The organism is Cytobacillus purgationiresistens (assembly GCF_030813235.1).
GTDB lineage: Bacteria > Bacillota > Bacilli > Bacillales > Cytobacillaceae > Cytobacillus > Cytobacillus purgationiresistens.
Map to the genome: position 1 here is coordinate 1 of NZ_JAUSUB010000002.1, position 14529 is coordinate 14529.

The following is a 14529-nucleotide window of genomic DNA, read 5'->3' on the forward strand; positions in this document are numbered from 1 at the left end:
CCCCGACAAGCATAAGACGCATAGGAAATGGAGGTTGGGTTTCGCCTCCAATTCCTATGTGGCTTATGACCTCGAGGGGCTAGGCCCTGCAGCTGAACTGATTAGAATGCGGAATGTTCCTACCTGAAACTAACTTAACTAATAACTTCTTATCTATATATTTGGAAAAAGCTCAGGATATCACTTATTCATTTAAAAATACTAAAATCCTCTTTAATCGAAGACCTTATAGCACTTTATGATGAAAGCTTATAGAGCGTTACAAACCAGAAAAATTATTTAAAAATAATATTTTTCTGAAAAAACTATTGATTTAGTTTACTTTTGTCTATAAAATACTTTCTATATTCTTAAGTTTCAGAATTATATTTCATCAGGAGGAACAGACATGATTACTTTGTTAGGAGCATTTATTTTGCTCATCATTGGCTATTTTGTATATTCCAAAGTAGTTGAAAAGGTCTTTGGAATTGATGACAGCAAGAAGACACCAGCTTACACAGAACAAGACGGTATGGACTACGTTCCACTAAGTTCATGGAAAGGAAGTTTAATTCAGCTGATTAACATTGCTGGGACAGGTCCAATCTTCGGAGCATTAATGGGTGCACTATATGGTCCAGTAGCCTTTATTTGGATTGTTGTTGGATCCATCTTTGCAGGAGCAGTGCACGATTACTTTTCAGGCATGCTTTCTGTGAAACATAAAGGCGAACAATTCCCCAGCATCGTCGGACGTTATCTTGGAAATGGAGTAAAGGCATTTGTAAATGTTTTATCTATCGTGTTAATGATTTTAGTAGCAGCTGCCTTTACTGCAAGTCCAGCACAATTAATATCAAGTATTTCTCCAATTAGTTTTACAATGGCACTACTTCTAGTGTTTTGCTATTTTATTTTGGTTGCCGTGCTTCCAATTAATAAAATTATTGCAAAGATTTATCCTTTATTAGGAGTTATTTTGATTTTTATGGCTGCAGCTATTGCCGTTGCTCTTATGTTTGATGGCAAAGCAATACCTAATATTACTTTAGAAAACCTTCATCCAGGCGAATTGCCAATTTGGCCTTTATTAATGGTAACAATAACTTGTGGGGCCATCTCAGGTTTCCATGCTACACAAAGTCCTATTGTCGCTAAAACCTTGCAAAAGGAATCAGATGGCAGAAAAGTATTCTACGGAGCAATGATAGGCGAAGGTGCCATAGCACTAATATGGGCTGCAGCTGGTATGACCTTCTTTGGCGGTACTGCTGGTCTTCAGGATGCTTTAGCCCTCGGAGGCCCTGCAGGCGTTGTCAATGATATCTCTACTTCCCTTTTAGGTACAATGGGTGGAGTTTTAGCTATTATCTGTGTCATCCTGTTACCAGTTACCACAGGTGACACAGCATTGAGATCCTCAAGGATGCTTTTATCTGATATGCTTTCGAGATTCTTAAAGTTTGAAGGTAAAGCGAAGATTTTTTTAGTGACTGGCATTGTAAGTGTCCCTACTTTCCTACTTGCAACCATTGATTATTCATTCCTTTGGAGGTACGTAGGATGGACAAACCAGCTATCTGCTACGATTATGCTTTGGACTGCAACGGTATTCCTCTTGAATCATCGTAAATTCCATTGGATTTGCGGCTTGCCGGCCATTTTCATGACGGGTGTTGCTGGTACATATATCTTCTATGCACCAGAAGGGTTCCAACTGTCATACGGGATTTCTCTCGTAATTGGTACAATCATTACAATCATTGTTATTATTTGGTATATTCGCAAAATCATTCAGGCTCATAAACTAAAAAATACGCCAACAATAAAAGCTGCATAAAATAGAAACATAAAAGGGGCTGTTCATTCATTGGAACATTCCCTTTTATGTTTCCATCATTTTTAACAGGGTAATGATAAGTAAAGGCAGACCTAAGGAAGTGATTGGAAATGAATAAGAAAATAAATAAAGAAAGCCAAATGGATCATCCCGAACAATATAAAACAAATAAGAAAAGTTTATTCGATTCGTCTCAAGAAGAAAAAAATGTTGACCCGCTTCCCATGGAAGACTTAAAGCAAGAAAACAAAGAGGAAGCAAATGGAAAACAGCAAAAAAATAATTCCTCTACTCAAGAAAAATATAAAGTTGACTTTGAAACCAGCAAGAAGAAAAAAATAATTAAATAGCAAAACATGCATGGTGACCAGCTGTTTAACAACTGGTCATTTCCTGTTACTATCTTTATAATTTTGACAAACAACTAATAAGAATGCTAATTTTATAGTAAAGCATAGTAAGATTATGCAACGGAGCAGGTGAAAAAACTGAGTAAGAATATGAATAAGGACGTTATAAAATTTTTAAGAAATAGCTATAATATGACACAGCGCGACTTTGCTAGAATCGTAAGCTGCAGCTTTTCTCTCATTGCTTTAGTAGAGGTTGGCAAAAGAAGAGTTACATCAGATCTCGAGCATAAAGTAAAGACAGCCTTTGATTTGGATGACCAGCAAATACAGTCCATTTCAACTCTTGTTTCAGAATTTAGTAAAGGCATACCTCCATTTATGTAGATAGCCTGATTACATCCACCCCTTCTTTTCCGCTTTAGATATGGCTTCAATTCGGTTCTTAACCTGTAATTTATTGATAATTTCCGACATATAATTGCGCACCGTCCCGACAGACAAATACAGGTGCGCGGAAACTTCTTTCGCGGTCATTCCAGCAGCCACCATCTTTAATACTTCTCGCTCTCTGTCAGTCAAGGGATTTTCCTCTTTTACGCTGCCAAATATAAGTTCAGGTGCAAACTCTCTCTTGCCCTTCATCACGTTTCGAATCGATTCAGCAAGTTCATCACTGGATCCATCCTTTAATAAATACCCATGCACATTCGATTTCAACGCTCGTTCAAAATAGCCAGATCTAGCAAAAGTTGTGAGAATGATGATTTTACATGGACAGTTTTGATGATTCAACTCCTCCGCTACCTCCAATCCACTTTTTAATGGCATCTCAATATCCAATAAGCAAACATCCGGTTTAAGCTGATTGATTAAACGCTCAACTTCCTTGCCATTTTCCGCTTGACCAATTACCTCTATATCCTCTTCAAAATTCAAAAGGGAGCCAAGCGCTCCTCTTAGCATCCGCTGATCTTCACCAATAATAACCCTAATTGTCACGATGCACCCTCCTTCCTTTCTTGTTTAATAACAGGCACAGTCACCCTTAGCACCATCCCTGACCCGGAAATGGAAGATAGGCTAAAATCTCCGTCTATTAGCTCAAGTCTTTCAGACATTCCCTTAATACCATTCCCTTTTTCTTTATCACATTTCATCCCATTACCATCATCTTTAATGATGATTTTAATTTTCCCTTCATATTCCTTACATGTAATTGAACATTTTTTTGCATTGCTATGTTTAACTACATTGGTAACCCCTTCACGCACACACATCGCGAGGATATTTTGAGTAATGCTCGGGATATCATCCAGATTCGCTGCGATATTTATTTCAGAAGATATATTTGCTGTTTCCAATATATCTTCCGATTCTAGCAAAACCTCTGAAATAGTAATTGTTCGCATGTCTGACACAAGTTCTCTTACTTGCTGTAGAGCAATTCGGGATGTTCTTTCAATTTCCTTCGCTTCCCTCTTCGCACCACCAATATCTTTATCCATCATCTTCACAACCAGCTGTGACTTTAAAGTAATCAATGATAATGTATGTCCTAATGTATCATGCAAGTCCCTGGCAATGCGCATTCTTTCTTCCCTTTTAACCAGCGCTTCGATTTGCTCATTTGCTTCATCGAGCTTCTGCTCCAGTTCCATTTTACTATTCATCGACCGGATGCCAAACGGAGAGATCATCATAACCACAATCATGATGAGTAAATAATAAGCACCATTAATTAATTGATTGAAATGAATGATGATGGGAGTAACAAGCGCAATTCCAAATAATGTTAGGGCGATATAAAAAGTCCTTTTCTCTCGATACCAGCCAATAAAATTGGCAGTAAAGAAGCCCATTAATAAGTTATTAAAATGATAGAAGATTGATAGAACAAGAATAATTACAATTTGAAGGACCAGCCAGCCTGTAAACCTCTCATTGGTAGCCAAGGTAAAATAAAGCTGTCGGTAAGAAAGAAGGAATAAAAAGAGCATCCCAAAGCCTGCAACCATTTTCCAATCGGTTTCATCCGCAATATAATACGCTGGCATTAAAAGGTATAAAAGAAATACATACGGAAAAAAACCATATTTTACAGGAAAAAGTCTAAAACTTGTTTTCTTACCCATTTAACTTTACACCGCCACTTCTTGTTTTCTTCTAATATACAATGATAATACAACAAATATGAAGAGATACCCTATTAGAATCGCAATATTTAGTAAAGAGGGATAGTTACCTCTAACAATCTCCCATGCCCCACTGCCAAAATGAAAGGAAGGAATCCACTTTGAAATGGCTTGGATAAAGGATGGCATCACATCTATCGGCATCCACATACCACCGACTATCGCGAGCCCCATATAGATGACATTACTTACACCGGAAGCAGTATCTACTTTTTTCATCGCACCTACCAATACACCTAATGCTAAAAACGGGAAGGAACCTAACAAGATCCATATACCACTCAATAACCATTGCCCTATCGTCAAAGATACACCATTAATTAGTGCCCCAACGGTAAAAATGACCGTGATAGACAGAACATGAATAACCGTTTGACCGACCATTTTCGCAAAGAAATACGAAATATCTGAAAGCGGAGTCAGCCTCATAAACATCGACCAGCCCTTCGATCGTTCTTCAACAAGGCGAATACCAAGCGTCATGATTGCTGAGCCCATTACACTAAAGGTCGCCATTGACATTAAATAATGGGCCTGCCATTCCTGCTGATCGGCACCCCCTACATTAAAAATCTTAGTGAAAATAAAGTAAAATAAAATGGGCATGAACAAAGACCAAAAGACAAAATATGGATTCCTAATAATTCTCAACACCTCTATCTTACATTGCATCAATACTGGATTCATCTTGCAGATCATCCTTTCTTGTCAATTGTTCATAGGCTTCGTCCAATCGCCCACGATGGATTTCTATTCCTCTGACTTTATGTTCTCCTGCAAACAAAGCGGTGAGGACTTCATCTGTTTGTTCAGTCTCCACATAGATTCTTCCATCCTTTTCAACAACTTTTGTTACATAAGGAAGGCTCTTTAACCAGGCTAATGAGGCGAGATCGTTTACGACAAATGACACGGATGATACGGTTAATTTTCTTTTGATGTCAGCTGGTGTTCCATCTTCAATGATTTTCCCTTCATTAAAAAGTAAGATTCTCTTCGCGATATCATCTGCCTCCTGCAAATAGTGGGTAGTAAAAATAATCGTTTTTCCTCTTCGGTTTAGCTCTTGTATCGTCAGCCAAAATCTCTTTCTTGAAATCGTATCCATCCCTACTGTAGGTTCATCAAAGAATAATAAATAGGGATCACCGGCTAATGCTAGCGCAAAACTAAGTCTGCGCTTTTGTCCGCCTGAAAGCTTTTCCGCTCTTTTACTAAGATCCTTTTCCTCCAATCCAGTTAAATTAACGAGCTCGTCGAACGACATGGGTGCTGGATAGTAGCTTCTAAAAAGCTGAATAACCTCCTTTACTGTAAGTGCATCAATGATACTTACTTCTTGGAGCATAGCTCCTATTAAGGAACGTACTCTTTTCTCTTTCGGATGAGATTGAAACACTTCCACTTTTCCACTGGAGGGCTCCAGCAGTCCAAGCATCATCATTATAGTTGTTGATTTTCCCGCGCCATTAGGACCTAAAATTGCCACTAATTCACCCTGCTCAATCACAGTCGACACCTGGTCAACCGCTACTCTATCCTTAAATTTCTTCGTTATTTCAGTGAGTTTAATTATCGCTTCCACCGATGTTCACCTCCAAAAGTTCTACTTTCAGTTTATTATGAAAGTATCGGAGAGATTAGTGGATTTTGTCATGACTTCAACATGACAAAAGTCATTTCAAATGAAAAGAAGGAACATTGTACCCAGACATCTTTACTTGGTTCTCTAGAAAAAGCAAATCCTCATCTTTTTTTCATAAAAAATACACAAAGGATTTATCAAATCCTTTGTGTATTTTGTTTACACTGTTATTAAGGTAGCTTCGCAATTCTCTCATACACATCCTTCATATGCTGACAACCGAGAGCGTGAACTTTTTTTACATAACATAGCCATAATTGAGCGGTTAATTTCGCATCTCCTAACGCATGATGACGATCGACGATTTGAATATCGTTTTTCTCACAGAAATCTTCAAGTTTAATTGATATTCCTTGTGGTTCTATTAAACGATATAAAAAGGAAGTATCAAATAGGCGATGTTTGAAGGAAGTACGAAAGATTGACCAAGAAGCATGCTGCATAAATCTTTTTTCATGGCTTGAATGATGGGCAATCAATGGCGATTCCTTAACAAATTGAAAAAATTCAACTAGAACATCTGAGAGACTTGGAGCATCAACCAGATCGCTCCCATTTATTCCTGTTAAGGCTTCTATCTCTTCAGACAGCTCCCCTTCATACTGGACCAACGAATAAAATGTTTCATCTTCCGCCATTTCTCCATCAATGATTTTAACAGCTCCAATGGAAATGATTTGGTCGCCTTTATCAGGATAAAAGCCCGTTGTTTCAATATCAAATACAACTGCATTTATTCTTTCTATTGGCTTCGACATGACATCATCTTCAATTAACTCCCGCTGCAGCTGCCTTATAAAAGCCATATGCTGAGAATTATGCGTTTGCAGACCTCCAAAGCGATTGTTATTTAGCTTCCCTTGAATTCCTCGGACAAATTGAAAAAAAGGTTCAAATGCCATTATTTAACACCCTGTTCAATAAGTTCTGCCACATACTGATGAAGCTTTTTGCCATTTTTAAGAATTTGCTTCATATCCTTTTTACTTCTCTTATCTAGATCTTTAATAAATAAATGATGTGCATCATCATAGGATTCAACATCATTCATTAACGAAAGCCGATAGGTTAGTAAATCAGTGAAGCTTTCTTTATATTTTTTTAAACCTTGATTATATGGTTTTAGCTGCAACAATGCATCCATCCGCCTGATTGTGGATGTTTCTTTCATCCCCTCTTTTAAGGACAACAGACGAATTCCATTGACATATGGAATGAAAGCTGCATATTTTAAATCGATGCTGCCACTATACTTGCCCTTATCCTCAGTAAGAATTTGCCCTAGTGGACCAATAGAATTTTTAATATGTCTCACATTATCAAGCAATCTTTTTAACAGATTGGGGTGCTCATTTTCATATTGATGGACGTCTTCCTTCATTATATTAATGAAATCCGCCTCACCGATTAAGACTCTTGCATCATAGAAAATTTGCAGGCTTCGAATCGTCGCCCAGCTCCCCTCGTCCATCCAATAAATTAACTGCTTTCTCCACTCGTCAATCGGCTTACACCATATAGGGTTACTGCTCATCACTTTCCCTTCACAATAAGGATAGCCGGCTGTATTTAAACCATCTGACAGCTCTTTACCCAAATCAGCAAAATATGTGTCTATATGTTTATCCCCTTTTTCATATACGATTCCATGGTCTTGATCACTTACTAGACCTTGTTCGCCTCTGCCGCCACTTCCAGTAACAAACCAGGCAAATTTACAAGGTGCCTCGCTCCTTATTGTTTTGGAAGCTAACGCGTAGACCGCCTTCATGACTTCATCGTGAAATTGATTTAATGAAGTTGTATCCGAACTACGCAAACGAATCTCTTCATCCCGCCATTTTTTAATTTCCTCGTATGATTCAAAGTTTTTAGCCAACCATTCACTTCCTTTTAAATAAAAGCCCCCTATTAGAAGGAGGCTACATAATCATGATGTTAATTTTTTCGCATTTTCTTTTGTTAAGAACTCTTCAGGGTAACCATAGTTTCCATGCTCACTTATATCTAGACCTATGATTTCTTCCTCTTCAGTCACCCGCAGACCATTCATTAATTTCTTAAGTGCAAATAGGATGATGAATGAAACAACGAATGCAAATAGTCCGGAAGTGAAAACACCTAATGCTTGCACACCAAGCTGAGTAAATCCTCCGCCGTAAAATAAACCAGGATTACCTACTGTAGCTAATTCTGGTGTAGCGAAAAACCCAGTGGATAATGTACCCCATACTCCTGCTGTTCCATGGACAGAAAGTGCAAAAATCGGATCGTCAATTTTCATTTTATCAAAGAATCTCATGCTATAAAACACAAGGAGCCCTGCAACAAGTCCGATAACAACTGCTGCCCAAGGTTCTACAAAGGCACAGGATGCCGTAATAGCAACTAATCCTGCCAATGCACCGTTTAAAGTTGTAACGATATCAGATTTTCCTAGAACCATCCAAGAAATAGCCAATGCCGCAACTGCACCAACTGCTGCAGCTAAATTGGTGTTTAGTGCAACATAACCAAAGAATGCATCTTCTACAGATACTGTACTACCTGCATTAAATCCGAACCAGCCTACCCATAAAATCAGGACCGCAAGTGTTGTATATACTTGGTTATGACCAGCAAGATTGTTTGCTGAACCATCTTTATTATATTTCCCAATTCTTGGTTTGAGTAAGATCGTAGCTGCCAATGCCGCCATAGCACCAGTTAAATGAACAACCGTGGACCCTGCGAAGTCCTGCTTGCCATGCTCCGCAAGCCAGCCGCCGCCCCAAATCCAATGTGCTACAACTGGATATACAAATGTTGCGAAAAGAATCGTGAACCCTACATACACCGGAAACTTAGCACGTTCTGCGAAACCGCCAAGTGCGATACAGACGGCAATCGCAGCAAAAGCACTTTGGAAAACAAAGAAAACGGAATCCGATAGATCAGATGCGCCACTTTCCTGGCCTGAGAAGAAGAAATCAGTCATTCCAACCAAGAAATTCCCATTGCCTCCAAAGATGAATCCATAACCTACCGCCCAAAAAACTAAAAATGTTAACCCCACAGAGAATATTGTTTTACCTGCAATATGGCCGGCATTCTTCATTCTTGTGGAACCCGCTTCAAGAAGAATAAATCCTCCAATCATAAAAATAACTAAAATTGCTGCAATCATAGTCCATAAGCTATTCATCAAGAAAGTTACATCTTCCATCCATTCTCCCCCTTTGATCTTTTCACGTCATACATTTTAACCATCTGATGTTAGATAATATAACATCACTTAAGATATTTTTATTTTATCGCAAAATCCATATAAGTCAATGCTGTTTTTGTATTTTTTAGAAAATTTAGTTACTATTTTTAACATTATTATTTTCCTACATGAATGATAGCCCTTACATTCGGAAACCTTAAAGACGAGCGATAGACCTATTGCTCAAAATTGTAAGTCGGGAGTGATGTATCCATGGCAAGAAACAAACTTTTAGTACCCGGTGCAGAAAATGTATTGGATCAAATGAAGCAAGAAATTGCTCAAGAGTTTGATGTACAGCTTGGAGCAGAAACAACCGCACGTGCAAATGGTTCTGTTGGCGGAGAAATGACAAAACGCCTTGTTGCAATGGGCGAGCAGCAGCTCCGCAATCAGCAAAAGCAATAGAACGCTCAAAAGGAAAGAGGCTCTAAGCTAGCCTCTTTCTCCCTTTAACATAAAATAACCACCGAGGTTCACAATGAACCCCAATGGTTTTCTCTTACAGAAACATACTCATATTTATTGTTGGATTACAGCTTGATCAGGAAAGATCGTACGTGAAGCAATTTTCCGTTGATCTTCACCCCTTCTAATTACATCATGTCGTTCACCAAATAACTCTTCAGTTTCATGAGTAGACCTCTGCTTCTTTTAAATAAAAAGTAGCTTCTTACTTGATATTCGTTGGCAATGTTGATGCCTCTACAAAAACATTTGAAATCAAGCGCCTCTGCCTCGTTGCTGGATTTTCCACCCAAGCTGAAAAATAAAGTATGTGAATGTGATCATCAGATTACTATGTCCCTTGCTTCCGGGGCATATCCAACATTTTAGATACAAAGAAATTTATAATGAAGAAACAAATTATATAATAATGCTAATCTGATATTATTTTAGAAACAACTATTTAGCTTCTCTATATGAAACGAAAAATCACTTTCATTTTCCATTAACTTGTGGAAAACAAACATTATTATAGAAAACAATTAAAACCTTACGAAAAATCGATTAAGTTATCCATCCCCTAGCTTTTTTACTAAGGCCAATGCTTATAATACAAAGATTCATTTAAATGTTATCAAGCCTTAAGAATTAGAACTTTGTAGAATACTTCTCATTTTCACAAGCACCCTTCCGTCGAAAGTCATAATAAACTCTTGAAGGAGTGATGACAATGCCCTGATAAGGTACTTAATTGGTAAGCCAATCGGAGTATCTAATGGCAAACTTCTTGTTATTGAATATTTATATCAAACACAATGCGCCTTAAAACAATGCGATTTTAACTTGATCCAGAATATAAACAGATTCCCTGCATGCCAAAACTCGCAGCCACTATATTAACGTCAACTGCTCTCTATAATGAATAGAGAGTTTTTTATTTGTGTTGTGTAAACGGAAAGGAAAAAGGTGGGGTTTATGATGATTACACGAGAGTTTACCATCGGTAGGGATTATTAAAATGGAGTAATTTTTCATGAAAAATGATGATGATTACAAATCCTTATATAAAAATAATCCGAATTTCACCACTTCTTTATGAAAGCTAATTTTTTTATTTCCACAGAGTAACTTTGAACTATAACAAAAAATAATATACATAGGAGGGATATGATTAATTGGAATCAAAATTGGATTGCTTAATTGATAATAGAAATATTGACAAAGGATTCACAGATTATATAGTAGGTTTTATAGTTAGTCCAGTAGAGTTGTATTAAATTATGTTATTTTGATTTACCCAAATAAGTATGAGGTATACCTCGAATTAAGCAACGAAGACAACCCTCAAAAAAATATTATCGTAAAAGGAATCCATACAGGTTTAGACAAAGCAAAGGAAATTGCAGTAAAAAGGTATTATAGAAAACCAAAAAAGCCCCTTTAGAAAACTTGTTCAGGTTTTCCTATAGATTATTATCGTTGCAACTCTAAACTTCTGTTGTTGGTATATTTAAATGACAATGCTAATAAAAATAGAACGAAAGCAGTATTACAGGGAGGTTTTGGAATGAATGGAGAGGAAAACTTAATACATGCTGATACAGGTGTTACATCTGAAATTTTTGTTGAACGATCGTTAAATGAAATTCATTTTTGGTCCAGGATTATGAAAGAGCATTCCTTATTTCTTCGATTAGGTTTTAGAGCAGAAGATACTCAACTCATCCAAGAGGCTAATCAATTCTACCGTTTATTTGAACACATTGAACAAACCTCACATTCTTTTAACAATCAAGCAGACCCTGAACAAATAAGAAGATTTAATTCAGAAGTTCAACAAGCCGCAACTAACATTTTCGCATTTAAACGGAAGGTGCTAGGATTAATTCTCGCATGCAAATTGCCAGGGGCAAATAATTTTCCCCTTTTAGTTGATCATACAAGTAGAGAAGCAAATTATTTTAGAAAAAGATTAATTGAATTAAATGAAGGTAAATTGAAACCTCTCCCCGATGCGATTATTAAAGAAAATGTTTTCTTTTTAAGGATCATGGCTGACCATGCTAAATTTATTGGTCATTTGCTTGATCCGTCCGAAAGGAAACTTATCGATATTGCCCGAAATTTCAGTAATGATTTTGACCAATTAATGTATCAAGCAAAGGACTTAGAATCTATGAAGCCACAATCTCAAACAGTCCCTCTTTTAGATCAATTCTTAGATCAAAATCGTGTGTCAGTTTCATCTCTTAGGGACTTCAAGAAAACGGCACGTGACTTAATTGAGGAATGTAAAATAAAGAGCATCATTCATCCACTATTGGCTGACCATGTTTTCCGTGAAGCTGATAGATTCCTTGAAATTATTGATATGTTTGACGCTCACCTTACAACCAATGTGCACACTACAAAGTTTGTAGAGGATTGAGAATATAGGGTTTATTTGTGACCATTTTTCATCTAGGGTGCTTTACTTGATTAACAGTTCTAAAGCCCCCATATGAAGGAAGGGCTTTTTTTATTACTTAACACGGAGCTTTCGGCATTAAGCCGGTTCAAATCACGGATATGCCGAATCGTTTAAAACTCCTAAATCAAAAAATCGAAAAGACTTATCTCCCTTCCTATTCTGTAGTACAAGAACTAAAGTCATTTCAACTACACTGGAAGAAGGAAAGAATGAGATGCAGGTGATGCATGGAAAGAAAATGGTACTCACTTCTACCCCACTACCCCTACTACCTGGTAGCGTAGATTACAAAAAATCAGATGTACGATTTATTAGGCTTCATGATTTAAGACGTACATCTGCTACCCTCCTTATCAATCAAGGTATCCATGCAAAAATAATCTCTGAAAGATTAGGTCATTCAGATATAAAAGTTACAATGAATACTTATGGACATGCCTTACGGAGAGCCGATCATGAAGCGGCAAATAAACTAAATGATTTGTTCTCTAAAAAAGGTTAAAAATCAATACGGCAACATTTCCTTTTACAAAGTTAATTACTATTTATAACCATAAGAAAAACCCTTGATATATCAAGGGTTTCAGTATGATTCCGACTGGGTTCGAACCAGCGACCTCTACCCTGTCAAAACTATTTCATTGTTTTCCTCTAGTTCTTTGGAGTAAGGTAAAAAATGATCACTTTATAGGGACGTTAAAAGGAGAAAAAATTCATTTAATAGGTGTGAAAGTAGAAGAAATTATTTATATAAAGAGACTTCCAGAAGAAACCGCTAGACTTAGAAGGGAATTTAATAGTTCTGTTAAGAAGCACTTTCTTAAAGAATTTGCTATCGACCTTACTAGAGTTGAACATCTTAGAAAAGCTGGATTAAGTGAAGATGATATTGCTAGAATGAAAGATGGTCTTAACCCAAAAGGATGGCAAGTACATCACAATTTACCTCTAGATGATGGTGGAACAAATGATTTCACTAACTTAGTATTGATAACAAATGACCCTTATCATAAAGCCATTACTAATGAGCAAAACTCTCTAACAAGGGGACTTACCTCTGGAAAAAGTAAAACGATAAATTGGCCAATGATTAAGGATGAAATTTATCCACCAAAACCGTTTGATAGAAGGGAAGATTAAATATGTCTCAATGGAAAGACTTGTTGATAGAAATAGAAAAAATTGAAAAAAATATGGAAGTTCACTTAGAAATCCAGCATCAGATACAGAAATTATAAAATTGAAACAAAATATACAGGAGAAGTTAGGAAGTATTGAATTACCTAATTCATATATCGAATTACTAAAGAAAATTAATGGATTAGACTTTAATGGGCTAGTAATCTATGGTGTTGATGGAGTCCTGCTTGATAATGAAGAAGAAGTTCAAGGACTAATAGAGACTAATGAGATTTGGCATGAAAATGATTGGCAAAAGCAATATATATTTTTTGGAGATTCTGATACAGCGTGGTATTGTTACGACTTAAAAGAAAGTATATATGTAGAAATTGATAAACCTTCAGGAACTTTAATTCAATCATTTGATAATTTTGATTCCATGTTGAGTGATGCACTGGAAACAATACTTTTGTAATCGGATTAATGGTATAAAATATACGTGAGAATATGATTAATAAACCACCAAGAAATTTAGTGAAATACATTAAATGAACAGGAATAGGCTCAATTTTTACTAATGTGCTATAAATAAGACTACTCCACATATAAAATGCCCATCATTTGAGGGGCATTTTCATCAATTTCACGAAGCTTGGCGAGACGATCCTCTTTCTCGACTTCTTCATCCAATAGCTTTAAACGTTCTTGCTGCTGTTCAATTAAATCATCATAATGCTTCTCGGTTGACTCAATTTCTTTTTGTAATCCTTCTAGATGTTTCTCTTTTTGCTTAGACATCATGTCAGTAATCATACTTAAGAATGTATCATTATAACGTAACGTTGAATAGCAATTTCTAATTCGCCCCATTGAATAGTTAAATCCTCTAGTTGTTCTTTTAATTCTTCTTGTTGTTGGACAGTAAGCTTGCCATTCTATAATTGATTTTTCACATAACTCTTGTTGCTTCTTAACCTCATCCTGAAGCTTCTTAGTTAACTCAATTTGTTTACAAAGATTGTCACGATAAACTTTAGAATCCTCATTGTATATCTCTTGCCATTGTTTCTCTTTTTCTAAGGGTCATTGTTGATTCTTTACTTTTTGTTCCTTCTTCATCATCGTCTTCTTGTAAAGTAACAAAATAATCGATAATATCCGTAGGAATTTTATTATCAGAATCGAATTTAAGTGCATCAATTCTCACAGATTCACGGAGACTTTTCATTTT

16 protein-coding genes and 1 pseudogene are annotated in these 14529 nt (G+C 36.6%); 8 read left to right on the forward strand and 9 right to left on the reverse strand.

The features are described from left to right. Positions 1-388 precede the first annotated feature (388 nt). From J2S17_RS02475 to J2S17_RS02485, 3 genes are all read left to right on the forward strand, one after another. Entirely contained in the window at positions 389-1822 is a 1434-nt protein-coding gene (locus J2S17_RS02475; RefSeq protein ID WP_307471594.1) for a carbon starvation CstA family protein, read from the forward strand. 110 nt (positions 1823-1932) lie between these two features. Beyond that, positions 1933-2172: a YczO family protein gene (locus tag J2S17_RS02480; RefSeq protein WP_307471596.1), complete on the forward strand. Its 240-nt coding sequence runs from the start codon at positions 1933-1935 to the stop codon at positions 2170-2172. A gap of 129 nt (positions 2173-2301) precedes the next feature. Continuing rightward, entirely contained in the window at positions 2302-2559 is a 258-nt protein-coding gene (locus J2S17_RS02485) for a helix-turn-helix domain-containing protein (RefSeq protein WP_307471598.1), read from the forward strand. 9 nt (positions 2560-2568) lie between these two features. Here J2S17_RS02485 and J2S17_RS02490 read toward each other — a convergent pair whose 3' ends face one another. The 7 genes from J2S17_RS02490 to J2S17_RS02520 form a co-directional block, all read right to left on the reverse strand. Further along, on the reverse strand, positions 2569-3168 hold the full coding sequence (locus tag J2S17_RS02490) for a response regulator transcription factor (protein WP_370874946.1): 600 nt from the start codon (positions 3166-3168) through the stop codon (positions 2569-2571). Between the two features lie 2 nt (positions 3169-3170). Further along, positions 3171-4307 (reverse strand): sensor histidine kinase, encoded by a 1137-nt coding sequence (locus tag J2S17_RS02495; RefSeq protein WP_442342037.1) that lies wholly within the window; start codon positions 4305-4307, stop codon positions 3171-3173. 6 nt (positions 4308-4313) lie between these two features. Then, on the reverse strand, positions 4314-5054 hold the full coding sequence (locus J2S17_RS02500; protein ID WP_307471604.1) for an ABC transporter permease: 741 nt from the start codon (positions 5052-5054) through the stop codon (positions 4314-4316). Next, on the reverse strand, positions 5029-5952 hold the full coding sequence (locus J2S17_RS02505; protein ID WP_307471605.1) for an ABC transporter ATP-binding protein: 924 nt from the start codon (positions 5950-5952) through the stop codon (positions 5029-5031). The genes J2S17_RS02500 and J2S17_RS02505 overlap by 26 nt, the downstream gene beginning before the upstream one ends. Positions 5953-6182: 230 nt before the next feature. Next, complete coding sequence (locus tag J2S17_RS02510) at positions 6183-6914, reverse strand: exonuclease domain-containing protein (RefSeq protein WP_307471607.1); 732 nt, start codon at positions 6912-6914, stop codon at positions 6183-6185. Continuing rightward, positions 6914-7891, reverse strand: coding sequence for a DUF294 nucleotidyltransferase-like domain-containing protein (locus J2S17_RS02515; RefSeq protein ID WP_307471609.1), 978 nt, complete (start codon positions 7889-7891; stop codon positions 6914-6916). The genes J2S17_RS02510 and J2S17_RS02515 overlap by 1 nt, the downstream gene beginning before the upstream one ends. A 51-nt stretch (positions 7892-7942) precedes the next feature. Next, positions 7943-9217, reverse strand: coding sequence for an ammonium transporter (locus J2S17_RS02520; protein WP_307471611.1), 1275 nt, complete (start codon positions 9215-9217; stop codon positions 7943-7945). A gap of 255 nt (positions 9218-9472) precedes the next feature. On the opposite strand from J2S17_RS02520, the gene J2S17_RS02525 reads away from it, so the two are divergent. The 5 genes and pseudogenes from J2S17_RS02525 (at position 9473) to J2S17_RS02545 (ending at position 13773) form a co-directional block, all read left to right on the forward strand. Continuing rightward, positions 9473-9667 carry an alpha/beta-type small acid-soluble spore protein gene (locus J2S17_RS02525; RefSeq protein ID WP_307471613.1) on the forward strand — a complete coding sequence of 65 codons (195 nt, stop codon included), beginning with the start codon at positions 9473-9475 and terminating at the stop codon, positions 9665-9667. 1606 nt (positions 9668-11273) lie between these two features. Beyond that, positions 11274-12134, forward strand: a complete 861-nt coding sequence (locus J2S17_RS02530; RefSeq protein ID WP_307471615.1) for a DUF2935 domain-containing protein — start codon at positions 11274-11276, stop codon at positions 12132-12134. Positions 12135-12399: 265 nt separating this feature from the next. Next, entirely contained in the window at positions 12400-12678 is a 279-nt protein-coding gene (locus J2S17_RS02535; RefSeq protein WP_307471616.1) for a tyrosine-type recombinase/integrase, read from the forward strand. A gap of 86 nt (positions 12679-12764) precedes the next feature. After that, positions 12765-13316, forward strand: coding sequence for an HNH endonuclease signature motif containing protein (locus J2S17_RS02540; protein ID WP_307471618.1), 552 nt, complete (start codon positions 12765-12767; stop codon positions 13314-13316). A 2-nt stretch (positions 13317-13318) separates the two neighbouring features. Then, a pseudogene (locus tag J2S17_RS02545) lies at positions 13319-13773 on the forward strand (YrhA family protein). 119 nt (positions 13774-13892) lie between these two features. Here J2S17_RS02545 and J2S17_RS02550 read toward each other — a convergent pair. Beyond that, positions 13893-14168, reverse strand: coding sequence for a hypothetical protein (locus tag J2S17_RS02550; protein WP_307471622.1), 276 nt, complete (start codon positions 14166-14168; stop codon positions 13893-13895). 172 nt (positions 14169-14340) lie between these two features. Then, positions 14341-14526 (reverse strand): hypothetical protein, encoded by a 186-nt coding sequence (locus J2S17_RS02555; RefSeq protein ID WP_307471623.1) that lies wholly within the window; start codon positions 14524-14526, stop codon positions 14341-14343. Positions 14527-14529 lie beyond the last annotated feature (3 nt).